Source organism: Agrobacterium sp. 10MFCol1.1 (genome assembly GCF_000381165.1).
Lineage (GTDB): Bacteria > Pseudomonadota > Alphaproteobacteria > Rhizobiales > Rhizobiaceae > Agrobacterium > Agrobacterium tumefaciens.
Genome location: NZ_KB906078.1, coordinates 86,242 through 111,118, shown reverse-complemented (window position 1 = coordinate 111,118; position 24,877 = coordinate 86,242). Strand labels below are relative to the sequence as shown.

23 protein-coding genes are annotated in these 24,877 nt (G+C 60.6%); 9 read left to right on the top strand and 14 right to left on the bottom strand.

From position 1 onward, the window contains the following. Positions 1 to 7 precede the first annotated feature (7 nt). The 4 genes from trpC to F617_RS0117580 all read left to right on the top strand — a co-directional run bounded on the left by trpC (position 8) and on the right by F617_RS0117580 (position 4,111). Complete coding sequence (gene trpC / locus F617_RS0117595) at positions 8 to 823, top strand: indole-3-glycerol phosphate synthase TrpC (RefSeq protein WP_019566169.1); 816 nt, start codon at positions 8 to 10, stop codon at positions 821 to 823. Between the two features lie 7 nt (positions 824 to 830). Beyond that, complete coding sequence (gene moaC / locus F617_RS0117590) at positions 831 to 1,322, top strand: cyclic pyranopterin monophosphate synthase MoaC (RefSeq protein ID WP_003515564.1); 492 nt, start codon at positions 831 to 833, stop codon at positions 1,320 to 1,322. After that, positions 1,323 to 2,540 (top strand): gephyrin-like molybdotransferase Glp, encoded by a 1,218-nt coding sequence (gene glp, locus F617_RS0117585; RefSeq protein ID WP_019566168.1) that lies wholly within the window; start codon positions 1,323 to 1,325, stop codon positions 2,538 to 2,540. It begins immediately after the preceding gene. A 500-nt stretch (positions 2,541 to 3,040) separates the two neighbouring features. Further along, positions 3,041 to 4,111: a GGDEF domain-containing protein gene (locus F617_RS0117580; protein WP_003515568.1), complete on the top strand. Its 1,071-nt coding sequence runs from the start codon at positions 3,041 to 3,043 to the stop codon at positions 4,109 to 4,111. A gap of 96 nt (positions 4,112 to 4,207) precedes the next feature. Here the strand turns inward: F617_RS0117580 and F617_RS0117575 are convergent, their stop codons facing one another. From F617_RS0117575 to F617_RS0117565, 3 genes are all read right to left on the bottom strand, one after another. Beyond that, positions 4,208 to 4,816: a pyridoxamine 5'-phosphate oxidase family protein gene (locus tag F617_RS0117575; RefSeq protein ID WP_003515570.1), complete on the bottom strand. Its 609-nt coding sequence runs from the start codon at positions 4,814 to 4,816 to the stop codon at positions 4,208 to 4,210. Between the two features lie 50 nt (positions 4,817 to 4,866). Next, on the bottom strand, positions 4,867 to 6,678 hold the full coding sequence (locus tag F617_RS0117570) for a monovalent cation:proton antiporter-2 (CPA2) family protein (protein ID WP_019566167.1): 1,812 nt from the start codon (positions 6,676 to 6,678) through the stop codon (positions 4,867 to 4,869). A gap of 222 nt (positions 6,679 to 6,900) precedes the next feature. Beyond that, on the bottom strand, positions 6,901 to 7,269 hold the full coding sequence (locus tag F617_RS0117565; protein WP_003515573.1) for a gamma-butyrobetaine hydroxylase-like domain-containing protein: 369 nt from the start codon (positions 7,267 to 7,269) through the stop codon (positions 6,901 to 6,903). An 85-nt stretch (positions 7,270 to 7,354) separates the two neighbouring features. Here F617_RS0117565 and moaA point away from each other — a divergent pair, with 85 nt between their 5' ends. From moaA to mobB, 5 genes are all read left to right on the top strand, one after another. After that, entirely contained in the window at positions 7,355 to 8,452 is a 1,098-nt protein-coding gene (gene moaA, locus F617_RS0117560; RefSeq protein ID WP_019566166.1) for a GTP 3',8-cyclase MoaA, read from the top strand. A gap of 153 nt (positions 8,453 to 8,605) precedes the next feature. After that, positions 8,606 to 9,574: a DMT family transporter gene (locus F617_RS0117555; protein WP_019566165.1), complete on the top strand. Its 969-nt coding sequence runs from the start codon at positions 8,606 to 8,608 to the stop codon at positions 9,572 to 9,574. 1 nt (position 9,575) lies between these two features. After that, positions 9,576 to 10,775 carry a multidrug effflux MFS transporter gene (locus tag F617_RS0117550; protein WP_019566164.1) on the top strand — a complete coding sequence of 400 codons (1,200 nt, stop codon included), beginning with the start codon at positions 9,576 to 9,578 and terminating at the stop codon, positions 10,773 to 10,775. Beyond that, the gene (gene mobA / locus F617_RS0117545; RefSeq protein WP_019566163.1) at positions 10,772 to 11,398 is read left to right on the top strand and encodes a molybdenum cofactor guanylyltransferase MobA; all 627 of its coding nucleotides are present in this window, start codon (positions 10,772 to 10,774) and stop codon (positions 11,396 to 11,398) included. Before F617_RS0117550 ends, mobA begins: the two co-directional genes overlap by 4 nt. Then, a complete protein-coding gene (gene mobB, locus F617_RS0117540) occupies positions 11,395 to 11,910 on the top strand; it encodes a molybdopterin-guanine dinucleotide biosynthesis protein B (protein ID WP_019566162.1) in 516 nt (171 codons plus the stop codon). The genes mobA and mobB overlap by 4 nt, the downstream gene beginning before the upstream one ends. Positions 11,911 to 12,099: 189 nt before the next feature. On the opposite strand, the gene F617_RS0117535 is transcribed toward mobB, so the two are convergent. From F617_RS0117535 to F617_RS0117485, 11 genes are all read right to left on the bottom strand, one after another. Beyond that, positions 12,100 to 13,665: a LysM peptidoglycan-binding domain-containing M23 family metallopeptidase gene (locus F617_RS0117535; RefSeq protein ID WP_019566161.1), complete on the bottom strand. Its 1,566-nt coding sequence runs from the start codon at positions 13,663 to 13,665 to the stop codon at positions 12,100 to 12,102. 345 nt (positions 13,666 to 14,010) lie between these two features. Beyond that, positions 14,011 to 14,652 carry a protein-L-isoaspartate(D-aspartate) O-methyltransferase gene (locus tag F617_RS0117530; RefSeq protein ID WP_019566160.1) on the bottom strand — a complete coding sequence of 214 codons (642 nt, stop codon included), beginning with the start codon at positions 14,650 to 14,652 and terminating at the stop codon, positions 14,011 to 14,013. 8 nt (positions 14,653 to 14,660) lie between these two features. Further along, positions 14,661 to 15,431, bottom strand: a complete 771-nt coding sequence (gene surE / locus F617_RS0117525) for a 5'/3'-nucleotidase SurE (RefSeq protein ID WP_003515592.1) — start codon at positions 15,429 to 15,431, stop codon at positions 14,661 to 14,663. A gap of 211 nt (positions 15,432 to 15,642) precedes the next feature. Further along, the gene (gene serS / locus F617_RS0117520; protein ID WP_019566159.1) at positions 15,643 to 16,926 is read right to left on the bottom strand and encodes a serine--tRNA ligase; all 1,284 of its coding nucleotides are present in this window, start codon (positions 16,924 to 16,926) and stop codon (positions 15,643 to 15,645) included. A gap of 104 nt (positions 16,927 to 17,030) precedes the next feature. Further along, positions 17,031 to 17,834: a twin-arginine translocase subunit TatC gene (gene tatC / locus F617_RS0117515; protein ID WP_003515595.1), complete on the bottom strand. Its 804-nt coding sequence runs from the start codon at positions 17,832 to 17,834 to the stop codon at positions 17,031 to 17,033. Next, on the bottom strand, positions 17,831 to 18,559 hold the full coding sequence (gene tatB / locus F617_RS0117510; RefSeq protein ID WP_019566158.1) for a Sec-independent protein translocase protein TatB: 729 nt from the start codon (positions 18,557 to 18,559) through the stop codon (positions 17,831 to 17,833). Before tatB ends, tatC begins: the two co-directional genes overlap by 4 nt. Positions 18,560 to 18,613: 54 nt before the next feature. Beyond that, a complete protein-coding gene (locus F617_RS0117505; protein ID WP_003515599.1) occupies positions 18,614 to 18,820 on the bottom strand; it encodes a twin-arginine translocase TatA/TatE family subunit in 207 nt (68 codons plus the stop codon). A gap of 130 nt (positions 18,821 to 18,950) precedes the next feature. Further along, on the bottom strand, positions 18,951 to 19,697 hold the full coding sequence (scpB, locus tag F617_RS0117500) for an SMC-Scp complex subunit ScpB (RefSeq protein WP_019566157.1): 747 nt from the start codon (positions 19,695 to 19,697) through the stop codon (positions 18,951 to 18,953). Continuing rightward, on the bottom strand, positions 19,687 to 20,535 hold the full coding sequence (locus F617_RS0117495) for a ScpA family protein (protein WP_025593638.1): 849 nt from the start codon (positions 20,533 to 20,535) through the stop codon (positions 19,687 to 19,689). The genes scpB and F617_RS0117495 overlap by 11 nt, the downstream gene beginning before the upstream one ends. A gap of 58 nt (positions 20,536 to 20,593) precedes the next feature. Then, on the bottom strand, positions 20,594 to 21,610 hold the full coding sequence (gene nagZ, locus F617_RS0117490) for a beta-N-acetylhexosaminidase (RefSeq protein WP_026330914.1): 1,017 nt from the start codon (positions 21,608 to 21,610) through the stop codon (positions 20,594 to 20,596). Positions 21,611 to 21,852: 242 nt separating this feature from the next. Then, on the bottom strand, positions 21,853 to 24,861 hold the full coding sequence (locus F617_RS0117485) for an SPOR domain-containing protein (RefSeq protein ID WP_019566154.1): 3,009 nt from the start codon (positions 24,859 to 24,861) through the stop codon (positions 21,853 to 21,855). Positions 24,862 to 24,877 lie beyond the last annotated feature (16 nt).

Sequence of the window (24,877 nt, the reverse complement as noted above, 5' to 3'; positions counted from 1 at the left end):
CGAAACCATGAGCGACATTCTGAAAAATATCGAGATCTACAAGCGCGAGGAAATTGCCGCCGCCAAGGCCAGTGTTTCACTTGCCGATCTCAAGGCGATGGCCGCAGGCCAGACTGCGCCGCGCGGTTTTTACAAAGCGCTGCGAACAAAGCAGGCTGAGGGCAAATTCGGTCTGATTGCCGAAATCAAGAAGGCCAGCCCCTCCAAGGGGCTGATCCGCCCGGATTTCGATCCACCGGCACTGGCCGCCGCCTATGAGGCTGGTGGCGCCGCCTGTCTTTCCGTGCTGACGGACACGCCGAGCTTTCAGGGTGCGCCGGAATTTCTGACGGCTGCACGCAATGCCTGCACGCTGCCTGCGCTGCGCAAGGATTTCATGTTCGATACCTATCAGGTGCATGAGGCCCGCGCCTGGGGCGCGGACTGCATCCTGCTCATCATGGCGTCTCTTTCCGACGATGAGGCGAAACGCCTTGAAGACGAGGCTTTTTCACTCGGCATGGACGTGCTGGTCGAGGTGCATGATGCGGAAGAAACCGAACGGGCGCTGAAGCTCGCCTCGCCGCTTCTCGGCATCAATAACCGCAATCTGCGCACTTTCGAGGTCAGCCTCGAAACCAGCGAGAAACTGGCTGGCCTCGTGCCCGCCGATAAGCTGCTTGTCGGCGAAAGCGGCATCTTCACCTATGACGATTGCCAGCGCCTCGAAAAGAGCGGCATCAGCACCTTCCTCGTCGGCGAAAGCCTGATGCGCAAGGACGACGTGACGGCAGCTACCAAAACCCTGCTAACCGGCCAATCCGGCGTCCTGGCGGCGGAATGATGCGCCGATGAGCGAGGCGACAAAGCTCACCCATATCGATGCGAGCGGCGAGGCCCATATGGTCGATGTCGGCGACAAAGCCGAGACCGTCCGTGTCGCCGTTGCCGAGGGCTTCGTGAAGATGAAGCCGGAAACGCTGGCGCTCATCCGCGATGGCAATGCCAAGAAGGGTGACGTCATCGGCACAGCCCGGCTCGCGGGCATCATGGCAGCCAAGCAGACGGCAAACCTCATTCCGCTCTGCCACCCGCTGATGCTGACCAAGGTTGCGGTGGACATTACTGAAGACGCTGCCCTGCCCGGCCTGCGGGTGGAGGCCATGGTGAAGCTTTCCGGCAAGACCGGCGTGGAGATGGAGGCGCTGACCGCCGTGTCCATCGCCTGCCTGACCATTTACGATATGGCCAAAGCCGCCGACAAGGCGATGGAGATCGTCAATATCCGCCTTCTCGAAAAGAGCGGCGGCAAGTCGGGCGATTTCCGGCGACAGGAGACCTGAATGAAGCCACTGCTGCCCGTGGATGAGGCCATAACGCGCCTTCTGGAGGCGGCGGTTCCTGTGGTTGACAGCGAAACCCTTCCGCTCGCCGAATGCGATGGCCGCGTCCTTGCGGCTGACCTTGCGGCGCGTCTGACCCAGCCGCCTTTCGATGCCTCGGCCATGGACGGCTATGCGCTGCGCAGTGCCGATGCGCCACAAATCGGGTCAGTCCTCACCGTCATAGGCCAGGCTGCCGCAGGCCACGCTTTCGCGGGCACGGTGGGTAAAGGCGAGGCCGTGCGTATCTTTACCGGCGCACCGGTGCCAGCGGGTGCGGATGCCATTCTCATTCAGGAAGATGCCGAGCTTCTCGGCGAGGGCAAAATCCGCACCGCTTTCGACATCACCGCCGGGAGACACATTCGCCCGCGCGGACAGGATTTTGCCGAGGGCGACACGGTTTTGAAGTCCGGGCGCGAACTCGGCTTCACCGATCTCACCGTTGCGGCGGCGATGAATCACGCAACGCTTGCCGTCTATCGCAAGCCACTGGTCGCCATCCTTGCCACCGGCGACGAATTGCTGCCGCCCGGAAGCACGCCCCTTCCCGCCCAGATCATCGCCTCGAACACCTTCGGTGTCGCCGCACTTGTGCGGGCAGCCGGTGCGGAGGTTCTCGATCTCGGCATTATACCCGACAACGACACGTTGATCCGCGCCGCCATCGGCAAGGCTGTCGTGGCAAAGGCCGATGTGCTCGTGACGCTCGGCGGCGCCTCTGTCGGCGACCATGATCTCGTTCAGGCGGCGCTTAAGGCCGAAGGCATGCAGCTCGATTTCTGGCGCATTGCCATGCGTCCTGGAAAACCGCTGATGGTGGGCGCCATCGATGCCATGCAGGTTCTGGGCCTGCCAGGAAATCCAGTCGCGAGCCTCGTCTGCGGCCTGCTGTTCCTCGAGCCACTGCTCCACAGAATCGCCCGCCGCATTCCGCCGCAACGCGTCACCACAGCCCGAACCGCCACACCGCTGAAGGCGAACGATCACCGGCAGGATTATCTTCGCTCCCGTTTCAGCGCCGATGACAACGGCGCTCTGGTGGCGCAAGCCTATGCCAAACAGGATTCATCCATGATGAACATACTGGCACATTCAGACGGCCTGATCGTGCGCCCGCCAAATGCGCCGGCAGTTGACGCAGGTGCGGAATGCTCGGTGATACGGCTTAGAGCCTGACGGGACATATTCCGGCGGCGCACAAAACAACGCATTGTTTCAAAATCTTGCGCAATTTCCACCGCAAGTAGTCACAGAAATGAGACGGGCTGCAGCCACTCCTGTTGAGACGACGTAATAAAAACTGTAACGTTGCTGTATCCGGACATGCGCGAAGAAGTTCGTTGCTTATAAGCGGCGTCTTGCCAGATGAAAAACTCCGTGCCTCAACCATCTCCCGATTATCACCCTGCGTTGTTGTGCCGAAATAAATCACCCTAAAATCACTATCGGGATTGACAGAATAAATACGAAGCTGGCACCAAGACGAGCAGTAGAAATCAAAAAATTCCGGAACTTCCTCGAAATGAGAATTACTTATAATTATCAGCTAAATAAGATAAAAATTGCCGAATATCAAATTTCAGGGAACAAAAATTAGTTTCCCATAAATTAAGCTTTTCAAAACGGCCTACATAATAATAATCATAGTCGATAAGCAGACTCACTGGAGTTTCTTGATGAACACGGCATCCACGCCCAAATCCACGGGGCCCGACATCGCCGGGCAGATTGCCTACGCCATGCGGAGCATGGGTGTGTCGCCGATCCCGCGCAACTATAGCCTTTTTTACGAAGCCTATATCGGCTCGAACCCGGCGCTGACGAGGGATCTGGCGGCACTGGGAAACCGGGTGACGCAGGAGGATCTGGACGAACTGTCCTCACGGTACGGGGAAGGCAATCCCACGGCCTCGATCGACGACGCGCATGAGAAGCTGCGGCGTGAACTGGAGGCACTTCTCGGAACGCTAAGGCGCGAACAGTCCTCCATCGAGAACTACAACAGAATTCTCGGCGAAACCCGCCAGCGCATTGACGACAAGACCGTATCGAGCACCAATATCCTGAAAAATGCGGTCTCGCTGCTGGCCGAGGCCACCGGCTCGAAAATCATCGATGGCGAAAAGGCGTTCAACGACGTCAACCGCCATGCCGAGGAAATGCAACAGGTGCGTCTGGAGCTGGATGAATACAAGCGCATCGCCAATACCGATTCGCTGACGCGCCTTTCCAACCGTCGCGCTTTCGATGACAGGCTGGCCTCCGTCTACAACAGCTCCATCGGCCTGCAATATACGACGCTCATCCTGCTCGACATCGACCATTTCAAGCGGATCAACGATACGTTCGGCCACCCGGTCGGCGACAAGATACTGGCCACCGTCGCCTCCGTCATCCGCGCCAATGTCCGCAAGGACGGCTTCGTCGCCAGAAGTGGCGGCGAGGAATTCGCCATCATTCTTGATGGCAACACGCCGGAAGAAGTCATGGTGATCTGTGAGCGCATCCGCCTGTCGCTGGAAAGCACGCCGTTCCGCAATTCAAGATCGGGCGCCGACTACGGTACGGTGACGATCTCGATCGGCTTCGCCTCCGCCTCTCAGGCAAACAATCCGGGCGAACTTTACGGACATGCCGATATGGCACTTTACCACGCCAAGGAAACCGGCAGGAACCGTTCCGTCATTTACGAGGACGGCATGCAGAAGAACTATATCGGCAAGAACTGGCTGATTTATCGGACGTGAGAAGGATGGCGCCGGTTAGGGAGCATAGTGAATGCAGTGCTCCCTCCGCCCTCACGCCCTGTTACGTGAGCACCTGTTGCTGCGGCAAAACACACGTCACCACATGGTCTTCGCCGCCCGAACCGCCCATTCGCGGTCATAAGTCTCCTGATCGAACTCCGCCTTGGCGGCTTTGAGCAGGCTGCCGGGTGTGGGCAGTGACGCGGGTTCCACGAAGTTGTCGGGGTTCCACAGTTCCGAGCGCATCAAGGCCCTAGCGCACTGGAAATAGACCTCGTCGATTTCGACCACAATGACGGTGCGCGGGTGTTTTCCGTCCATTTCGAAGCTCTGCAGCAGATCGGGTGCGACCGAAACGACAGCGCGGCCGTTGATGCGCATCGTTGTATTCGAGCCCGGGATCAGGAACATCAGCGCCACGCGTGGATCGCGGACGATGTTCAAAAGCGAATCGACGCGGTTGTTGCCGCGCCAGTCGGGCAAAAGCACCGTCCTGTCGTCGGCCACCCTTACCACACCGCCCTTGTCGCCGCGCGGCGAACAGTCCATGCCTTCCGGCCCGACAGTCGCCAGCGCCAGAAATGGCGAAGCCTCGATCATCTGCCGGTATTCGGCGGTCAGCGTGGCTGTCACCTTCGCGATAGATGCCTCGCTTGTGCCATCGTAAATGGCCTTCAATTCCTCAACCGTGCGAATGACCGTCATTGTCCGCTCCAACTCCTGCAATCAATCTGCCCCCCATAAATCAGGGCGCGTTATTCCTCTGCCGCTTCCGCTTTTTCCCGCTCCGCCCGTTCGCGCGCGGTGCGTGCAGCAACGAGGTCCGCCGGCTGGGAATTGCCGCGGATCAGCGACCGGCCCGCATAAATACCGCCGACGACTTCCATCGCGAAACGTTCCTCGTCGCGGTCGCGGAACTCCTCCACCAAGCGGGCAGCATCTTCCCGCTCCTCGCCCATGGCTCCAAGCACTTCCTCGCTGAAATTCATCGCCGATTCCAGCGTCTCGCGGATCTGGTAATCCACGCCGGCCTTCACAAGATCGATTGCGTGGCCACGGTCATAGGCACGGGCAAGAACGGGAACCAGCGGAAACTCATGCTTGACGATCTCCGCGATCCGCACAGCGGCTTCCTTGTCGTCGACGCAGATCAGCACGGCACGCGCGGTGCTTGCCCCGGCGGCATGCAGGATTTCCGCGCGTGAGCCGTCGCCATAATAGACCTTGAAACCGAATTCCGCAGCGTCGCGCACAAAGTCGGCATCCTTGTCGATCAGCGACAGCGTGTAGCCACGCGCGAGAAGCGGCTGGCTGACAATCTGGCCGAAACGCCCGAAACCGATCAGCAGAATGCTGCCCTCGACATTTTCCGGCACATCGAGATCATCGGTTTTGGGAACGGCCGCCGGCACCAGCCGGTCGTGCAGAATGACCATCAGCGGCGTCAGCACCATCGAGATGATGATGGTCGCCGTCAGGATGGCGTTGGCTTCGCGGTCGAGTATGCCGGCGCTGACAGCGGCGGAATAGAGCACGAAGGCGAATTCGCCACCCTGCGCCATCAACACAGCCCGCTCCAGGCTTTCGCGCCTGGTGGTGCCGAGCGCCCGCGCCACGCCGTAGATCAGGAATGCCTTGAGCAGCATGTAACCTGCGACGCTGACGACCACGAGCTGCCAGTTCGATGCAATGACGGCAAGATCGATCGCCATGCCGACGCCAAGAAAGAACAGGCCGAGCAGAATGCCGCGAAACGGCTCGATATCCGCTTCCAGCTGATGGCGGAACGACGATTCGGACAGGAGCACACCAGCAAGAAACGCGCCCATCGCCATGGAAAGACCGCTGACCTGCATCAACAGCGCCGAACCGAGCACCACCAGCAGGGCCGCGGCCGTCATTACCTCGCGCGCACCGGACGCCGCCAGCAGGCGGAAGAACGGGTTGAGAAGATAACGCCCGGCCAGAATGAGCGCGCCGACGGCGGCAAGCGCGATGCCGACGGAAATCCAGCGCTCCGACGGTGTGACGTGCTCGCCACCAGCACCGAGGAAGGCAACGAGCGCCAGAAGCGGCACGATGGCGAGATCCTCAAACAGCAGGATGGCGATGATGCGCTGGCCCTTGAGGCTGGACATGCTGTTGCGTTCCTGCAGCATCTGCATGACGATTGCCGTGGAAGTCAGCACGAAGCCGGTACCGGCGACGAAAGACATGATGAGCGGAAAGCCGAGACTGACGCCAACCATCGTCAGACCCGCCATACAGACCAGCACCTGCAGCGCGCCAAGCCCGAAAATATCCTGCCGCATGGACCACAGCCGCGACGGTTGCATTTCAAGGCCGATGATGAAAAGGAACATCACCACGCCGAGTTCGGCGATATGAAGGATCGCCTGCGAATCGGAGAAGAAACCGAAGCCATATGGCCCGATCACCAGGCCGGCGGCCAGATAACCCAGCACCGAACCGAGGCCTATGCGCTTGAAAATCGGCGCGGCCACCACGCCCGCCGCCAAAAGCACGACCACCTGGGCCAGATCATTCCCGTTCGCTTCGACCGCCACACATCACCCCGTTTAAATTGATAGAACGAGGGTGTTCCCTCCCTCACTTCCTAGCGCATCAGTATGAAAATCGAAAATGATTTTACAGATGGACGATGCGCAGATTCAACGGGTTATTTGTCCATAAGGCATGCGGGCTTCAGATGCCGCTGCCCTTCTCCCCTCATTCCCGTGCTTGTCACAGGAATGAGGGTGGGGAGTATTCGCAGGCCTTGCGCCCGCCTACCGGGATAGCGGTTCCCTGCTCAAGCCCTTTTCGGCGAGCTGTCGCTCATAATCGGCAAACGATGCGTCGCCGGTCTCTCCCAGTTCCTTCAGATATCTCCAGGTAAAGATGCCGCTGTCATGGCCGTCGTCGAAGACGATGCGCACGGCATAATTGCCCGTCGCCATCATGGAGCGGATCGTCACGTTGCGCTTGCCGGGAACAGTGACCTTCTGGCCCGGCCCGTGGCCCTGCACTTCCGCGGAGGGTGAAAGCACGCGCAGCATCTCGGCGCCAAGCCGATAGACGCTTCCATCATCGAAGGAAACGGTCAGTTGCCGCCGGTCTTTCGACACAAGCAGTTCAGTCGGCCAGGCATCACTCATTTTTCACTTCCGCAAGCTCGTCTTATGCGTCAGAATTACGGACTTGCCTCGCGATAGGCAAGTCACTACATCACCTGTAAAGCACATGCCCGGCAATCTTGTGCCCGGCGCATCGCGCAGTGAGGACGGAGACGTGAACAGTTTCCCCGGATCGCTCGAAAGAGCGCAGTCCCTGACGGAAAACAAAGCACCGATGGTGGACCCTTTCGGTCGGTCCATAACCTATCTGCGCGTTTCCGTGACAGACCGCTGCGATTTCCGCTGTACCTACTGCATGTCCGAACACATGACCTTCCTGCCGAAGAAGGACCTTCTGACGCTGGAGGAACTCGACCGGCTCTGTTCCGTCTTCATTCAACGGGGCGTGCGCAAGCTGAGGTTGACCGGCGGCGAGCCGCTGGTGCGCAAGAACATCATGATGCTGGTGAGGAACCTCGGCCGCCATATTGGCACCGGCGCGCTGGATGAGCTGACGCTGACCACCAACGGTTCGCAGCTTGCGAAATTCGCCGCTGAACTCGCCGATTGCGGCGTGCGGCGCATCAACGTCTCGCTCGATACGCTGGACCCGCAGAAATTCCGCGAGATCACCCGCTGGGGCGATATCGACCGTGTGATGGAAGGGCTGGATGCCGCGCAGGCCGCCGGCATCAAGATCAAGCTCAATGCCGTCGCGCTGAAGGACTTCAACGAGACTGAAATTCCCGAGCTGATGCGTTTCGCCCATGGTCGCGGTATGGACCTGACTGTCATCGAGACCATGCCGATGGGCGAGATCGAGGAAGATCGCACCGATCGCTACCTGCCGCTTTCCAGGCTGCGCGCCGATCTGGAACAAAGCTTCACGCTTGTTGACAACGACTACCAGACCGGCGGCCCTGCCCGCTACGTGACGGTGAAGGAAACCGGTGGCAGGCTCGGTTTCATCACACCCATGACCCATAATTTCTGCGAAAGCTGCAACCGCGTCCGCCTCACCTGCACCGGTACGCTCTATATGTGTCTCGGGCAGGACGATGCCGCCGACCTACGCACGGCGCTGCGCGCTTCCGACAGCGACGCCTATCTCTCGGGCGCCATAGACGAGGCCATTCTGCGTAAGCCGAAAGGGCATGATTTCATCATTGACCGCACCCACAAGCGCCCCGCTGTCGCCCGCCATATGAGTGTGACCGGCGGCTGAACCTGTTTCTCGTCCACCCACCCATTTAAGCGGTTGAAATGCCGGCTTGGCCGTGTCAGGTCTCTTGGCATGGAGGAATGCGCGGTCCCGCCCGGCGGGCGACCCCTGAGAGGAATTTGGGGTTAGGCTGCGCATGGTCTGGGACAGTATGAAATGGCATTGACGGACAATACGCGCGGCGCCCTTCTGATGGCGCTCGCCATGGCAAGCTTTACGGCCAACGACGCCCTGACGAAATCCGTCACCCCCTACATCAATACCGGCCAGATCATGTTCGTGCGCGGCATCATGACGGTGGTGCTGATTTATATCGCCGCCCGGCACTTCGGCGCGCTCCGGCCGCTGAAAAGCCTGATGCGCCCCATCATCATCCTGCGCTGTCTCTGCGAAGTGACAGCCGCCGTTCTCTATCTGACGGCGCTTGGACTCATAGAATTTTCCAACGCCTCGGCCATATTGCAGTCCCTGCCGCTGATCGTCACGCTGGGTGCCGCACTGTTCCTGCGCGAGCCCGTCGGCTGGCGGCGCTGGGCGGCGATCATCGTCGGCTTCATTGGCGTGCTCGTCATCATCCGGCCCGGCCCGGAAGGCTTCACCTCAGGCGCTCTGCTGGTCGTCGCCTCGCTGGCGGTCACCGCCGCGCGTGATCTTTTAACCCGCAAGATGTATGCGGATGTCCCCTCGCTTGCCGTCACCTTCGTTACCGCCTCCGTCAACATGGCGGTGGGTGGCCTGCTGATCCAGCCCTTCGGCGGCTGGCAGCCCATGAACTTCATGATCCTGTCGCATCTGGCCGGTTCTGCCGTTCTGGTGCTGGTCGGTTACCAGGCAATTATTCTGGCAATGCGAACCGGCGAAATCTCCTTCGTCGCGCCGTTCCGTTACACCAGCCTGCTCTGGGGCTTCATGATCGGCGTGTTCTTCTTCAACGAAAAGATCGACAGTTTCACGATCGTCGGCGCCATGATCGTCATCGGCTCGGGCCTCTACACCTTCTACCGTGAAAGCCTGCGCAAGCGCTCGCAGATGGCCAAGCGCTCCGCCGCCACGCCCACTGCCGCGACCACCGTGCGGCCAGCGTCCGTAACGAAAGCTGCCTTTACGGAAAAAGCGGGAGAATGACATGAAAAACGCCCGCTTTCTGGATCGCACCACCCCGCCCCACATCATCACGCTCGTCGTTATCGCCGGCGTCGCGGCGCTTTGCATGAACCTGTTCCTGCCCTCGCTTGCCGCGATGGCGCTCCATTTCGAGACCGATTACGCCGTGATGCAATTTGCCGTGTCCGGCTATCTTGCCGCCACCGCCTGCCTGCAACTCCTCATCGGCCCGCTATCCGATCTCTTCGGACGCCGACCCGTCATGCTTGCCAGCATCGGGATGATGATCGTCGCCACGCTCGTCTGCATGCTGGCGCCAGATATCACCGTCTTCATGTTCGGGCGTGTGGCGCAAGCGGCCGTCGTTTCCGGTTTCGTGCTGGCGCGCGCCATCGTGCGCGACATGGTCCCTATGGAACAGGCCGCTTCGATGATCGGCTATGTGACCATGGGCATGTCGGTGGTGCCGATGGTCGGCCCAACGGTTGGCGGTCTGCTCAACGATATCTCCGGCTGGCAGGCCAGCTTTGCGCTTCTTGCCCTGCTCGGGGTCGGCATTCTGGTGCTCGCCTGGTTTGATCTCGGCGAAACCAATCACAACAGATCGGCAAGCTTCTCGCAGCAGTTCCACGCCTGGCCGGAACTTCTGCGCTCGCCGCTCTTCTGGGGATATGCGCTGACCTCGACCTTCTCGTCGGGCATGTTCTTTTCGTTTCTAGGCGGCGCACCCTTCGTCGGCAGCGTGCTTTATGGCCTTGCACCGGCCATGCTCGGCCTGCAATTCTTCTTCATGGCCAGCGGCTACATGCTCGGCAACTTCGTCTCCGGCCGTTATGCGAGCCAGATCGGCATCACCCGCATGATGCTGTCGGGCAATGTCGTCGCCATCGCCGGCATTGTCGCAGCCATAGCGCTGATCTCTACCGGGGCGGAAAGCCCCTATGCGTTTTTCGTGCCGCTTGCGCTCATTGGTGTCGGAAACGGTGTGACCCTGCCAAGTGCCAATGCAGGCATGGTCAGCGTCCAACCACATCTGGCAGGCTCCGCCTCCGGTCTTGGCGGCGCCATGACCATCGGCGGCGGTGCGGCACTTTCCGTGCTTGCCTCGTCTGTTCTGTCCAAAGAGGACGGAACCTGGCCGCTTCTTCTCGTGATGCTGGCGACCGGCCTTGTCGCCCTCCTCACCACCTATATTGTAAGGCTGCAGGAAAAGCGGCAATGACGGCGCGATTTGAAATACCCGGTCTTGTGCTTGCCGGTGGCCTGTCGCGACGGATGGGCACCAACAAGGCGACCGCGATGCTGGGCGACGAACCTCTGCTTTCCCATGTCGTGCGCCGCATCGCGCCACAGGTGTCGGATGTCACCATCAATGCCGCGAATGGCTGGGCCGAAAGCTATGGCCTGCCGTTGCTGCCTGACACCGTGAACGGCCATGCCGGGCCGCTAGCCGGCGTTCTCGCCGGCATGCGGCATTTCCAGAACCATCACGCCCGGAAAAGCCACTTCCTGACAGTGCCCGCCGACAGCCCGTTCTTTCCCGAAGATCTCGTCGACCGCCTCTGCGAATACATGGCCGAAGATGCAATCGTCATCGCCGCCTCCAGCGGCCAGTTGCACCCGGTTTTCGCGCTATGGCCCGTGGCGCTCGCCGACGATCTGGAGGAATGGCTGAAGAACGATGCAAACCGGCGCATCCGCGCCTATCTTGCACGACACGTCACGATCGGTATCGCCTTCCCGCCGCTGGAAACGGCCAAGGGCAGCCTCGATCCGTTCTTCAACATCAACACGCCGGATGAACTGGCGCTCGCTCTAAGCTATCTGGAGAGCATGGAACCATGATGAGCCAAAAGGTCTTCGGTATTGCCGGCTGGAAAAACTCGGGCAAGACCGGCCTTGCGGTCCGCATCGTCACCGAGCTGACGGCCCGGGGCTATAGGGTCTCGACCATCAAGCATGCCCATCATGATTTCGATATCGACAAGGTCGGCGCCGATAGCTGGCGTCACCGTCAGGCGGGCGCGCACGAGGTCACCATCGTCTCCGGCACCCGCTTTGCCATCATGCATGAATTGCGCGGCGAAGCCGAACCGTCCTTCGAGGAAATCCTCTCCCGCCTCGCCCCTTGCGATCTCGTCCTGATCGAGGGTTACAAATACGAGCCGGTGCCGAAGATCGAGGCGCGCCGACTGGAAGCTGCCAAGACCGAACCGCTTGCCGGAAGCGATCCGCACATCATCGCAATTGCCGCCGACCACGCGGTGACCGACACCACTCTTCCCGTCTTCGATCTCGACGATACCGCCACGATTGCGGACTTCATCGAAAAAACGGTTGGGCTGGTGAGGGCGTAACTGCCGCTTCGGCAACCTCCTCTCCTCCGTCATCCTCGGGCTTGACCCGAGGGCCCGCAAACCGACCGTACCATGGATCCTCGGGTCAAGCCCGAGGATGACGTCGAATGTGTGAGGACGTTTGACCTACCCCAAAAATGAAAAAGCCGGGCGTTCGGCCCGGCTTCATCATTCCTTGAGACGCAATACCTATTCAAGGAAACCGGAGGGGTTCACCGGCGTCGCATCCTTGCGAACTTCAAAGTGAACCTGAGGACGTTTGGCGCTGCCAGTCATGCCTGACGTGGCGATGGTCTGGCCGCGCTGAACCTTCTGGCCGCGCTGCACGTCAAGATTGGCGGCGTTGCCGTAGACGGTGACCTTGCCGTCGTCATGGCGGACGAGAACCGTATTGCCGAGCTGCTTAAGGCCATTGCCCGCATAGATGACCACACCATTTTCGGCGGCCTTGATAGGCGTGCCTTCCGGAACGGAGATGTTGATGCCATCGTTGCGGCTACCTTCGACGTTGTCGCCGAAATTGTTGATGACGGCGCCACGAACCGGCCAGCGATATTTGCCGATGCCCGTGGATTCCGGAGCGAGCGAGGCCATATCGGACTTCTTCTCGATATCGCCGACGCTTGCCGTTGCGGCAGGAGCGGACGGTACGGTCGCAGCTGCGGCAGGAGCCTTGTAGGGTTCCGGCTTGGCGGATGCGGTTTCCACTGCCTTGGCCGCTTCCTTTGCGGGCACGGAGGCTGTCTTGATGGCGTCGGTCGAAGCACCCGGCATGGCGAGTGTCTGGCCGACACGGATGCTTTCGGTGGAAATACCGTTCGCGGCCTTGAGGGCTGCAACCGAAACGCCGTTTTCACGGGCGATCTTTGCCAGGCTGTCGCCCGGCTGAACCTTGTAACCACCGGCTGGCGGCATAGGCTTGCCACCGGGAGGTGTGAGCTTGCCGTTTTCAGCCGAAACCTTGTCGCGGGCAACACTCTGCGAGGGCAGCACGGCTACCTTCTGGTCTGGACCACGCAGCGGGTTCGGCTCGTCGCCGTTGCGGTTGAGCGCAATGTCACCAGCCGCAGCCTTGGCGGCATTGCGGACCTGACCGAATTTCGGAATAAGGATCGACTGGCCAGCCTGCGCGGACGCCGCGGTCTTCAGACCGTTGACCCGCAGCAGTTCCTTTTCGGGAACGCCGTAGCGGTTGGAGATCGTCGCGATGCTTTCACCCGGACGCAGCGTTACCGAAGAGGCGCCATCCGTATGCCAGCCGTTCTTGTCGGAACGGACGGTTGCGGTGGTGAGATTGTCGGCGACGGGAGCGGCAGCCTGCTGTGCAGGTGCTGCGAGAGACGGAGCGGCTGGTCGTTGTGCGGACGGGAAAGGCTGGGCCATGGCTTCGTTGCGGGTCGACGGGTCGCGGCTTGCTACCGCCGGCGGAGCCGACAGCTCGGAGCGCTGCACCGGAGAGGCCGAAGCCGAACGGGCCGTCGAAGGCTGAACGCCACCGCCGTAACCGCCGGAAGACGGATAGGAGTTGGCCGCCATGTTCTGATTGGCGTAGCCGCCCTGGGGTGCCGCAGAGGCATAACCACCGTTCATGTCGCCTTGCGGGACCGGGGCCTGCCCATAAGCACCGCCGCCTTGGCGGGCTGGAATTGACGCTGTCGTCATCCGATCCGGTCCACTGGAAAAGAGGCCGCTGAACCGCGTTGCATCCGAGCTACAGCCCGTTGCGACGCTTGCCAGCAATGCCGCTGCGAACATTTTTGCGACTGATTTTCCGATTTTAGACGAATGTCTCATACGCATAACTCGATCTACACTGACGCCAACCCGCCGCATCGAGGTCGATCCGGCACAAATTTCACTTCTTGCAAGGCCCATTTCCCGATCCCGGGAAAACCATGCGTCGATGTTTATGATTAAAGCGCGTTAGTGTTACCACGCCGTTAAAACGTTAAGCCGCTCGGCGCTTTTTTGACACTTCGATAACCATGACGAAAACGGCATGTATCATGTCGGAACAATATTATTATGGAAAATCAGTTGGTTGTGATGATTTAGAACATTCTAAGACGAAAATTAATCGCCTTCGATATTTTCATTTTGTCACAAATGCCGGGCAATATGGCTGCCAAGCGGCAGATAGGGCGTCTCGAACAGCTCTTCCTTCTCGAAGCGGCTGCCGGTCTTGGAGAAGCGCGTCATCACGCAGCGCCCGTCTTCCAGAATGATCGGCGCGATCATCATACCACCGGAGACGATCTGCTCGGCGAAAAAGCGGGGCATGGTGGTAAAGGCGGCGGTGGCGACGATTCGGTCGAAGGTGCCCTCGCCGACCAGACCGTTGCTGCCATCCGCCTGGCGGATGACGACATTGCGGATGGAAAGATCGTCCAGACAGTTCTGCGCCTGCTGCACCAGCGTCTTGTATCGCTCCAGCGAAAAGACCCGCTCCACCCGGCGCGCGATGATCGCCGTCATGAAACCGCTGCCGGTGCCGATTTCCAGCACGCGCTGGCCCGGCTTCAATTGCAGGCGGGCAAGGATTTTCACCGCCATGTCAGCGCCTTCCATGAAGGCGCCGCAGTCGATCGGGATTGTACGGCTGGAATAGGCATCAGCGGCGAATTGCGGCGGCACGAATTTGGAGCGCGGCGTCTGTTCGACCGCCGTCAAAAGGTCGAGGTCGGAAATCCCCTCGCCCCGCAAGCGGAGAACGAGAGCGGCAAAACCTTCCTTTTCAACCATTGCGGATTTCAATCGGCGACTCCGAATCCAAGTGCTTGCGCAACCCGATCCTTGACCGTGTAATCCGTAAGGTCAAGCTTTAGCGGTGTGACCGAAATCTTGCCGTGCTTCAAAGCGTGGATATCCGTGCCCTCGCGGAAGGTGCCGAGGCGTTCGCCAAAGCGCAGCCAGTAATAAGGAAGACCGCGGCCATCCTGGCGTTCTTCTACCGTCAGGCCGAAATCGAGCTTGCCCTGCCCGGTGACGGAGACACCCTGCACATCATCAGGTGCGCAATTGGGGAAATTGAGATTGAGGAAGGTGCCATCAGGCAATTCCACATTCATCAGCTTGCGCAGCAGATCCGGCGCATGGGTCTCGGTCACCTCCCACGGCACGACGCGGCCTTCGGAATGGCTGAAAGCCTGGCTGAGTGCGAAGGAGCGTACCCCTTGCAGCGTACCTTCAATGGCGCCGGCAATCGTGCCGGAATAGGTGACATCGTCAGCCATATTGGCACCGGCATTGACACCTGAGAGTACGAGATCGGGCTTTTCCGGCAGAACTTCACGGATGCCCATGATGACGCAATCGGTCGGCGTACCGCGCAGCGCGAAATGCTTGTCGGAAACCTTGCGCAGCCGCAGCGGCTCGGAGAGAGTAAGGGAGTGAGCAAGACCGCTTTGGTCGGTCTCGGGCGCCACGATCCAGACGTCATCGGACAGCGTGCGGGCGATACGTTCCAGCACCGCCAGCCCTTCGGCATGGATACCGTCGTCATTGGTCAGCAAAATCCGCATGTTTCTCTCTCCGCTTTTCATATCTTCCGGGACGGAGCATCCTCCCCACCGGCAGTGAGGTGTGCAGTTCTCTCAACGTCATCCTCGGGCCTGTCCCGAGGATCTAATCACGTCTAAATCAATCGACAGGTTGCAGATCCTCGGGACAGGCCCGACGATGACGTCGGCGTATTGGAAGATTCTCCTTCCAATAGCACGACGCTGCGCTCCCTCAGGCCGCTTTCTCAATCCGCTTCAGACCGCCCATATAGGGCAGCAGCACGTCTGGAATTGTGACGGAACCGTCGTCGTTCAGGTAATTTTCGAGGACCGCGATGAGGCAGCGGCCGACGGCGGTGCCGGAGCCGTTCAGCGTGTGCACGAACTTCGTCGCCTTGTCGTCCTTGCCGCGATAACGCGCATTCATGCGCCGCGCCTGGAAATCGCCGCAGACGGAGCAGGACGAAATTTCGCGGTAGGTGTTCTGGCCGGGCAACCACACTTCCAGATCGTAGGTCTTGCGCGCGCTGAAACCCATATCGCCGGTGCACAGCGTCATGGTGCGGAAATGCAGGCCAAGACGCTTCAGCACTTCTTCGGCGCAGGCCGTCATGCGCTCATGCTCGGCAACAGCACTTTCCGCGTCGGTGATGGAGACGAGTTCGCATTTCCAGAACTGGTGCTGGCGCAGCATGCCGCGTGTGTCGCGGCCGGCAGAGCCCGCTTCCGAACGGAAGGACGGCGTAAGTGCCGTGAGGCGTAGCGGCAGCTTTTCCTGCTCGAGAATTTCGCCGGAGACCAGGTTGGTCAGCGTCACTTCCGCCGTCGGGATCAACCAGCGGCCATCGGTAGTCTTGAACAGATCCTCGGAAAACTTCGGCAATTGGCCGGTGCCGAACATCGCCTCATCACGCACCATCAGCGGCGAAGAAACTTCCGTGTAGCCATGTTCCGAGGTGTGCAGGTCAATCATGAACTGGCCGAGCGCCCGTTCCAGACGCGCCAGCTGGCTGGTCAGCACGGTGAAGCGCGAGCCGGAAAGCTTGGCCGCCCGCTCGAAATCCATGTAGCCGAGCGCTTCGCCAATCTCGAAGTGCTCCTTTGCTTCATGGTTCCAGCCGGGCTTCTGGCCGACCACGCGGGTCACCACATTGTCGTGTTCGTCCTTACCGTCAGGAACATCGTCGAAAGGCATGTTGGGCAAGCGCGACAGCGCGTCGTTAAGCTCGGCGGTGACCTGGCGGTCCTCCTCCTCGGCGCGCGGCATGTTTTCCTTGATGTCGGCGACTTCCGCTTTCAGCTTTTCCGCCAGCTCCATGTTCTTCTGCGCCATGGCGGCGCCGATGTCCTTGGAAGCGGCATTGCGACGCGACTGCATGTCCTGCAGGGACTGGATGACGGACCGGCGCTTTTCGTCGAGAGCGATCAGGCTGCTTGCGGCAGGCTCTGCGCCGCGCCGTGCAAGTGCTGCATCAAAGGCTTCGGGGTTTTCGCGTATCCATTTAATGTCGTGCATCGTCGTTCCAGACTATTGTTGGTCGCTCGCGTTTTATCAGCAAAACGCCGGGCGAAAGGCCCGGCGCGAGGAAATTTGATGAGCAGGAAGACCGTGGCGAAGCGTCAGGTCTCTTCCAGCTCCGTGCTTTTGGATTCCGCAGCACGTTTCCTCTCCACGAGTCGAGCCATGTAGATGGAAATCTCGTAGAGAATGATCGCAGGCAGCGCAAGACCGATCTGGGACATGGGGTCTGGCGGCGTCAGCACGGCCGCAACCACGAAGGCCATGACAATGGCGAACTTGCGCTTTTCCCGCAGCCAGTCGCTGGTCAGAATCCCGACCCGCGCCAGAAGCGTGGTGACGACAGGCAGCTGGAATACCAGGCCGAAGGACAAAACCAGCGTCATGATGAGGCTGAGATATTCCGACACCTTCGGCATCAGGGAAATCGCCACCTCGCCATCTACTGGCAATTGCTGCATGGCGAGGAAGAACCACATGACCATGGGCGTGAAGAAGAAATAGACGAGCGCCGCGCCGATGAGGAAAAGGATCGGCGACGCGATCAGGAACGGCAGGAAGGCCGCGCGCTCGTTCTTGTAGAGGCCCGGCGCCACGAATTTATAGAGCTGCGAGGCAATCACCGGAAAGGAGATCACCATGGCACCGAACATGGCAACCTTGATCTGCGTGAAGAAGAATTCCTGCGGCGCCGTATAGATCAGCGATGATTTCGCCACATCCAGCCCCGCCCAGATGACCGCCCACTTATAGGGAATGACGAGCAGGTTGAAGAGATGCTTGGCAACGGCGAAACAGGCGATGAAGGCGACGAAGAACGCGCCGAGCGACCAGATCAGCCGCGTGCGCAACTCCATGAGATGTTCGATAAGCGGCTGCGGCTTGTCCTCGATGTCCCCGCTCATGCTTCATCCTTTTTGGGCTTTGCAGCCTTGGTTCTTGCCGGTTTGGCCGGCTTGGCATCCGCAACGGCAACCGCCTTCTCCGCTGCCGCTTTCCTGACAGCAACCTTTTTGGCGACAGCCTTCACGGTCGGCTTCAAGACAGCAGCTTCTTCAACAGGCGCTGCGGCAGGCTTGCTGCGGGTGGTGCGCTTCGGCTTGGCGGCAACCGCTTCGGCTTCAACGGTCGCAACAGATTTCGCACGCGCACGCTTCGGCTTTTCCTCCGCAGCAGCAACCGCAGTAACCGGCCCAGATGCAGAAGGCGTGGGAACCACGGCAGGCGCCACATCCGGAAGCTTCATCTCGGGCTCCGGCACGCTGACAAGAGGAGCCACCGGCTCACTTGTTGCAGGTGCTGCTGTCGACGACATCGCACCGGGAGCGGCTGTCGCCTTCTGGAGATCAGACTTAATTTCGTTGCCGAGCTGGCGAAGCGGGTTCATAGCATCGCGCAGGGAATTCGTCGGGTTGAGATTGCGCACGTCGGAGATTGTCTGCCGCACATCGTCCATGTCTGCCTCTTTCAAGGCCTCGTCGAACTGCGTGCGGAAATCCCCCGCCATCTTGCGAAGGCCGGCCATCGTCTTACCGAAGGCGCGGATCATGGGCGGCAAGTCCTTGGGACCGACGACCACGATCAAAACGACCGCGATCACCAGAAGCTCGCTCCAACCGATATCAAACATCAAAACGCTCCCGAGACCCTAGCGCCAGTCTCAAAACAAGCAGGTTCAAGCCGCTTACTTGATCTCGTCAGCCTTGTGGTCAACAGTCTTCGCGTTGACATCGGCTGGCGGCGGAGTCTGATCTTCGTCAGCCATGCCCTTCTTGAAGCTCTTGATGCCCTTGGCGACATCGCCCATCAGTTCCGGGATCTTTCCGCGTCCGAAGAGAACGAGAACGATCACCAGCACGATCAGCCAATGCCACACACTAAAAGAACCCATAACTGAAACTCCTGAATTTCGCTTTCAGACGATGTAAGACGTTTGAAAGGCTTTTTCAAACAACAAATCGTTGCTTCAACAGGCTGTGGGCATAAAGTTTTCGTGCCTTGTCATCCGCATGAAGACGATATCAATCGTCGCCATCGCCGCCACCAGGTGCAAGCAGGCCCAACTCTTCCAGATCGAGCTGCGTGATCGGGTCTTCGTCTTCGCGCAATTCGTCGCTCATCATCGGCAAAGGCACGCCGAAATTGGAAGGAATACGGCCCGAAAGCAGGCCCGCACCCTTCAGTTCCTCAAGGCCCGGCAAGTCCCGCAATTCCTCAAGGCCGAAATGGTCGAGAAACTCCACCGTGGTGCCGATCGTCACCGGCCTGCCCGGCGTGCGCCTGCGGCCCCTGAAACGCACCCAACCCGCTTCCATCAGCACATCGAGGGTACCGCGTGAGGTTTGCACGCCACGGATTTCCTCGATTTCGGCGCGTGTCACCGGCTGATGATACGCCACAATCGCCAGAACCTCCAGCGCCGCACGCGAAAGCTTCTTAGGTTCCTTTTCCTCAGAATGGACGACGAAGGAGAGATCGCCGGCCGTGCGGAACGCCCATTGCCCGCCCACCTGCACCAGATTGACGCCCCGCTCGCCATAAGCGGCCTTCAGCCCGTGGAGTATGGCAACGACATCCATGCCGCGCGGCAGCCGCTCGGCAATGAAGGCAACTGAAACCGGCTCGGCCGAGGCAAAGACCAGTGCCTCGGCAATGCGCTCGGCTTCCTTCAGCTGACGCTCGGAAAATACCGCGGGTTCGGCCCCAACCACATCCGCCGCCCCATCTGCCACGATGGCGGCTTCGCCGGTCTCGTCGTCATGCGTCATTATCAGTCCTTTCCGCATTCGGCGCGCGGTCATCTCGCTCGCTCCTGCGCATATAGATGGGCTGGAACGCGCCCTCCTGCCGGATTTGCAGCGATCCCTCGCGCACCAGCTCCAGCGAGGCGGCGAAAGCGCTGGCGATTGCCGTCACGCGCATCGCGGGGTCAGGCACATATTGCAGCAGATATTGGTCGAGCACCGTCCACTCGCCGACATCCCCGAGCAGACTGTTCAGGAGTTCCCGGGCTTCCACAAGCGACCAGACCTGCCGCTTTTCAATTGTGACCTGGGTGATGGCCTGCCTTTGCCGCAGATTGGCATACGCACTCAGGAGATCGTAGAGGTTCGCCTCGTAAGCCGAGCGGTTGATATGCGGAATATGCTCCGGCGCGCCACGGGCGAAGATATCGCGGCCAAGCTGGGCGCGGTTGACGAGGCGTTCAGCCGCCTCCCGCATCGCCTCCAGACGTTTCAGCCGGAAGGCCAGCGTCGCGGCCATTTCTTCGCCGGAGGGGCCGTCATCCTTCGCCTGCTGCGGAATGAGAAGCTTGGACTTGAGGAAGGCAAGCCAGGCCGCCATCACCAGATAGTCGGCCGCAAGCTCGATGCGCACGCGGCGGGCTGTTTCCACGAATTGCAGATATTGCTCGGCAAGCGCCAGCACCGAAATGCGCGACAGATCGACCTTCTGCGTGCGGGCAAGGTGTAGCAGCAGATCGAGCGGGCCTTCGAAACCCGCGACATCGATCACCAGCCCGGCCTCGCCCGTCAGCCGCTCCGGCGTCACATCCTGCCAGAGCTTGTCCATGGGCGTTGAAGTACGAGACTTGTCTGCTGCCATTGTTCCATCCGCCGGGCGTCCGGCCTGTCGTCCCGAGTACCGGGCCGCCGCCCGATTGTCAGGAAACGGCCCACATGGCGTTGAATTCGGCTCTCAGTTCAGCTTCGTCGGAGGCATCAGCGGCGGGAAAACCCGCTTCCACGGCCCGCACCCGCTCCAGCGAACGGCCGGAAAGAACGGGAACCTCCTTCACGACCTCAAGCATTTCACCCATCACGCCGTTGCAATGCAAGACTATATCGCAGCCACCCGCAACAATATTCGCGGCACGCTGGCCAAGCGTGCCCTTCAGCGCATTCATGGAACTGTCGTCGGACATCAACAGACCGTCAAAGCCGATTCTCCCACGAATGATCTCCTCGATCACCTTTGGCGAGGTCGTTGCCGGACGCTCCCGATCGACGGCGTTGAACACCAGATGCGCGCTCATCGCCATCAATTCACGGTTCAGCGCGCGGAATGGCACAAAATCATGGGCGTCCAGCTCGTCCAGCGGCACATCGACAACAGGCAATTCATGGTGCGAATCCACCATGCCGCGACCGTGGCCCGGCATGTGTTTCATGACAGGCAACATGCCGCCCGCCTTGAGACCGTCAGCCGCCGCCTGCCCCATCTCCGCCACCATGGTCGGGCTGTAGCCATAGGCCCGGTTGCCAATGACGTTGCTGGCGCCTTCCACCGGCACGTCGAGCACCGGCAGGCAATCGATATTGATGCCGAATTTCATGAGATCGAAGGCATGCAGACGCGACATCAACCACGCCGCGCGCAGGCCTTCCTCGCGGTCACGCTCGTATATCTCGCCAAGAATGCGGGCATTCGGATAGGCCTGCAAAAGCGGAGGCTTGATGCGCTGAACGCGCCCGCCTTCCTGATCGATCAGAACCGGGGCATCCGGCCGCGCGACGGCATCGCGCATTGAGGCGACGAGATCGGTAATCTGTTGCGCATCACCGATATTGCGCCCGAACAGGATGAAACCCCAGGGCCGCTCATTGCGGTAAAGGGCAATCTCGTCAGCGGAAAGCGTAAGCCCGCCGCATCCGAGGATCATAGCTTTGCAATCGGTCATGATGTCACGCTCACAGAATGGGGAAATGGCCTTATACCGCAAGGCGTCGGGGATAAGTCGACAACCCCTCCGCCGTCATGCTCGGGCCTTTCCCGAGCATCTGCAACCGACCGGTTGGCGAAACGTTGGCAGATCCTCGGCACGGGGCCGAGGATGACGTCGAATGTGAGGAAAGCCTTTCCCCACTGCGAGGGCTGCCTTAGACGGCAGCCCCAATCTTCACTCAACCGGATCAGTTGCTATCAGCGCGCCACCAGGCAGCTGCCGCCAGCTGCGCGGAACTTTTCGCACAGCGCCACGGCTTCGTTCTTGTCGCCTGCCGGGATGCGGACTCGGTAGAACGTGCCCTTGCCGGCGATCTCAGCGGCCTTGATGTCGACGCCCCGACCAGAAATGACCGAACCGAACTTGGCCGACATGTTCTGGTAGGACTTCTGGGCCTCCGCCTGGCTCGGCAGGGACGCAATCTGGATGTAATAACCACCCGAAGACGGCGCGCTCGTTGCTGCGGGCATGGCGGCTGCTGTCTGCTGCTGTGCAGCCTGCGGCTGGGCCGGAGCAGTTGCAGCTGGACGGACGTTGCCCTGATTGGTCACCGTTGCCACCACATTGGAAGGCTGTGCAGACGGACGCGCCGAAGGAACGGGCGCAGCCGACTGCGACGCCGGTGTGGAGGAAGCGGCTGGCGTATTGGCCTGCGGGTGTTCAGGCGCAGCCGGAACACGCGAAGCGGCGATGACGGCGGGAGCGCCCTCACCCGGCTTGGCTGCCTGCGGTGCAGCAAGCTCCGCGACCTTGTCGGCCTTCGGTGGCTGGGCAGCAGGCGCATCGACTTCCTGTGCAACCAGCGTACCATCAGGCTTGACGATCATGGTGCGGACCTTGCGCGGCGAAACGCCCGTCGCACCGGCACCTTCGTTCTGGCTGGCCTTTTCTTCCGGAGAAAGCAGGCGCGGATCTTCAGTCTCGCCAACCGGCGTTCCGGTGGCTTCCATGTCCGCGTCGTTTTCACCTTCCAGCGGCAGCTGTTCGGGTATCAGCGTACGCTGGACCACATCGACAGGCTTTTCGTTGCTGGAGATCAGCGCCGGTTGCTTCGGATCGGCAGCGCTACCACCGGCCACGCGATCGTAAACCGCCTTGTCCTGATTGGGCACGACGCGGCCACCCGGATTTTCCGGCACCACCTTCATCGGGTCGTTATCGGCGGAAATGATGACCGGCGCGCCATTGGAGCCCGCACCGGACGAACCGCCCGACATCAGCGCGTAAACACCACCACCGACAAGCACCAGACCGATTGCTGCGGCAACCGGCATGATCCAGCGGCGACCGCCGCGTTCTTCTTCTTCGCGATAGGCCGGCTGATGGTCGACATAAGTATTCTCGGCATCGCGCGGCGCATTGCCACGCGAGGCAGCAGCCTCCTGCATGGAGCGGCGGAAATCTTCTTCCAGCGCCCGCTCAAATTCGTCGACCTCCTCCGGACCCTGTGCCTGAGGACGCGCCTGCGGGGCAGCAGCCCGGTTTTCCGCATGTTTGTGACGGTCGAGACCACCGGCAACCGCCGGGGCAAACAGCGTTGCGAGCTCGGTGTCGATATCGAGGTCTTCTTCGTGACGACGGGCGACAGGCTTGGGTTCGAAAACGCCGACCGGCAGTTCCGGCACGTCCATCTCGGTAATATTTTCCGGATGTTCTTCCGTCTCACCGATCTGCGAGGGATCGAAAGGCAGGCTTTCAAGCGTTTGTGGTGCAACCGGCTGCGGTGCGGCTGCGACCGGACGCGGCTGAACCGGAGGCGCGGCTACCGGAATTGCAGCAACCGGGGCCGGGCGCGGCTGAGGTGCTGGCTGTTCCCGCACCGGCTGCGGCGCGGCGGCAGCAACCGCTACCGGAGCGACCGGCTGCTGGCGAACGGGCTGCGGCACAGGCGCAGGTGCGACTTCCGCTGCAGCGATTTCGGACAGGTCGAGGTCAAGATCGAGATCATCAAGCGCAAGCTCGAAATCATCGTCGTTGAAACCTGCGAAATCCCCAAAGTCCGGCTCCTGAACGGGCGGCGCTGTTACGGCCGGGGCTGCCTTTACAGGGGCTGCGGCAACCGGCGCCGTGGCAACCAAAGGCGGCTCCACTCTTGCAGCCGGAACGATCGGCGCAGCCTGTGCGATGGGGGCATCCTGAACGACAGGCTCTTCGCCGCGTCCGGGAATGGAATATTTCGCAACGCCGTAGATCAGCTCGTCCATCGGCGAAAGATTTGTTTCAACCGGCTTTTCTGCAACCGAAGGAGCAAAGGTGGGTGCAGTTTCTTCCGCCTGAACGAAGACGGGCTCAGGCACCGGAACTGGTTCGGCCTGTGGCTCGATCCGGGCTGCAGGCAGCGCTTCGGCCCTCGGCTCGATCCGCTTGGGATCACCTGCCGCAACATCGCGGCGCGCGCCGAAATTGGCAAGCGGCAGACGCAGGCTGGAAAATTCCAGCGAAGAACGGCCACCATGCGAAGGCGGACGCACGGAAATCGGTGCAGGCGCTTCGGCGACGGCGATCTCTACCTCATCGGCAAGATCGAAAGCCTGCGGCTCAGGCGCATGGCTCTGATCGGAATGCGCAATATTGCTCGAAACATCGGCCGGAAGCTCAGGCATAGCGTGCCAGGTGCTTTGAGCCGGCTCGACAGCCTGCGGATCTTCCCATGCAGCCTGCTGGTAAACCACCGGCTCGGCAGGGCGCGACTGGCGCGAATGCACATCGAACACCTCGGCAACCGCACCGGCATCATCACGGAAATCCGCGCGGATGTCCTGCGTCGACGTCTCGACGTAATTGTGAATGTAGGCCTGATCGGCCTCGGGAAGTGGCTCCTGGCTCACTTCGGGTGCGGGGCTTGCCTCGAACACGGGTTCTTCCGCTGGCGCAAGCTCAGGCTCACGCCGGGCGAAAACCGATTCGACGCGCTGCATGAAGTCGCTGGGGTGGATGCCCGCACGCACATCGTTTGCCGGGTCAAGAACGACCGGATCGGCATGCGGCGCATCGTAAACCTCGAACTCTCGAAGCAACTCGTCTTCGAGATTGAATTCGGGTTCGCGGCGGGTTGCCGCAGAGCCGGCGCGTGGCGCAGCTTCGGAACCCGCATGCGAAGGACGCTCATCGAAACCAACGATACGCGCCAGTTCTGCCAGAGGATCGTTGTCAGCGAACCCTTCAGACCGGGCGTCCCGGTTATACGCGACATTTTTTTCGACCATTACGTGTTCCACCATC

Excerpts from the sequence above, each read along its gene's own strand:
- trpC (WP_019566169.1), top strand. The coding sequence starts at position 8 with ATGAGCGACATTCTGAAAAATATCGAGATCTACAAGCGCGAGGAAATT.
- moaC (WP_003515564.1), top strand. The coding sequence starts at position 831 with ATGAGCGAGGCGACAAAGCTCACCCATATCGATGCGAGCGGCGAGGCC.
- glp (WP_019566168.1), top strand. The coding sequence starts at position 1,323 with ATGAAGCCACTGCTGCCCGTGGATGAGGCCATAACGCGCCTTCTGGAG.
- F617_RS0117580 (WP_003515568.1), top strand. The coding sequence starts at position 3,041 with ATGAACACGGCATCCACGCCCAAATCCACGGGGCCCGACATCGCCGGG.
- F617_RS0117575 (WP_003515570.1), bottom strand. The coding sequence starts at position 4,816 with ATGACGGTCATTCGCACGGTTGAGGAATTGAAGGCCATTTACGATGGC.
- F617_RS0117565 (WP_003515573.1), bottom strand. The coding sequence starts at position 7,269 with ATGAGTGATGCCTGGCCGACTGAACTGCTTGTGTCGAAAGACCGGCGG.
- moaA (WP_019566166.1), top strand. The coding sequence starts at position 7,355 with ATGCCCGGCAATCTTGTGCCCGGCGCATCGCGCAGTGAGGACGGAGAC.
- F617_RS0117555 (WP_019566165.1), top strand. The coding sequence starts at position 8,606 with ATGGCATTGACGGACAATACGCGCGGCGCCCTTCTGATGGCGCTCGCC.
- F617_RS0117550 (WP_019566164.1), top strand. The coding sequence starts at position 9,576 with ATGAAAAACGCCCGCTTTCTGGATCGCACCACCCCGCCCCACATCATC.
- mobA (WP_019566163.1), top strand. The coding sequence starts at position 10,772 with ATGACGGCGCGATTTGAAATACCCGGTCTTGTGCTTGCCGGTGGCCTG.
- mobB (WP_019566162.1), top strand. The coding sequence starts at position 11,395 with ATGATGAGCCAAAAGGTCTTCGGTATTGCCGGCTGGAAAAACTCGGGC.
- F617_RS0117535 (WP_019566161.1), bottom strand. The coding sequence starts at position 13,665 with ATGTTCGCAGCGGCATTGCTGGCAAGCGTCGCAACGGGCTGTAGCTCG.
- F617_RS0117530 (WP_019566160.1), bottom strand. The coding sequence starts at position 14,652 with ATGGTTGAAAAGGAAGGTTTTGCCGCTCTCGTTCTCCGCTTGCGGGGC.
- surE (WP_003515592.1), bottom strand. The coding sequence starts at position 15,431 with ATGCGGATTTTGCTGACCAATGACGACGGTATCCATGCCGAAGGGCTG.
- serS (WP_019566159.1), bottom strand. The coding sequence starts at position 16,926 with ATGCACGACATTAAATGGATACGCGAAAACCCCGAAGCCTTTGATGCA.
- tatC (WP_003515595.1), bottom strand. The coding sequence starts at position 17,834 with ATGAGCGGGGACATCGAGGACAAGCCGCAGCCGCTTATCGAACATCTC.
- tatB (WP_019566158.1), bottom strand. The coding sequence starts at position 18,559 with ATGTTTGATATCGGTTGGAGCGAGCTTCTGGTGATCGCGGTCGTTTTG.
- F617_RS0117505 (WP_003515599.1), bottom strand. The coding sequence starts at position 18,820 with ATGGGTTCTTTTAGTGTGTGGCATTGGCTGATCGTGCTGGTGATCGTT.
- scpB (WP_019566157.1), bottom strand. The coding sequence starts at position 19,697 with ATGACGCATGACGACGAGACCGGCGAAGCCGCCATCGTGGCAGATGGG.
- F617_RS0117495 (WP_025593638.1), bottom strand. The coding sequence starts at position 20,535 with ATGGCAGCAGACAAGTCTCGTACTTCAACGCCCATGGACAAGCTCTGG.
- nagZ (WP_026330914.1), bottom strand. The coding sequence starts at position 21,610 with ATGACCGATTGCAAAGCTATGATCCTCGGATGCGGCGGGCTTACGCTT.
- F617_RS0117485 (WP_019566154.1), bottom strand. The coding sequence starts at position 24,861 with ATGGTCGAAAAAAATGTCGCGTATAACCGGGACGCCCGGTCTGAAGGG.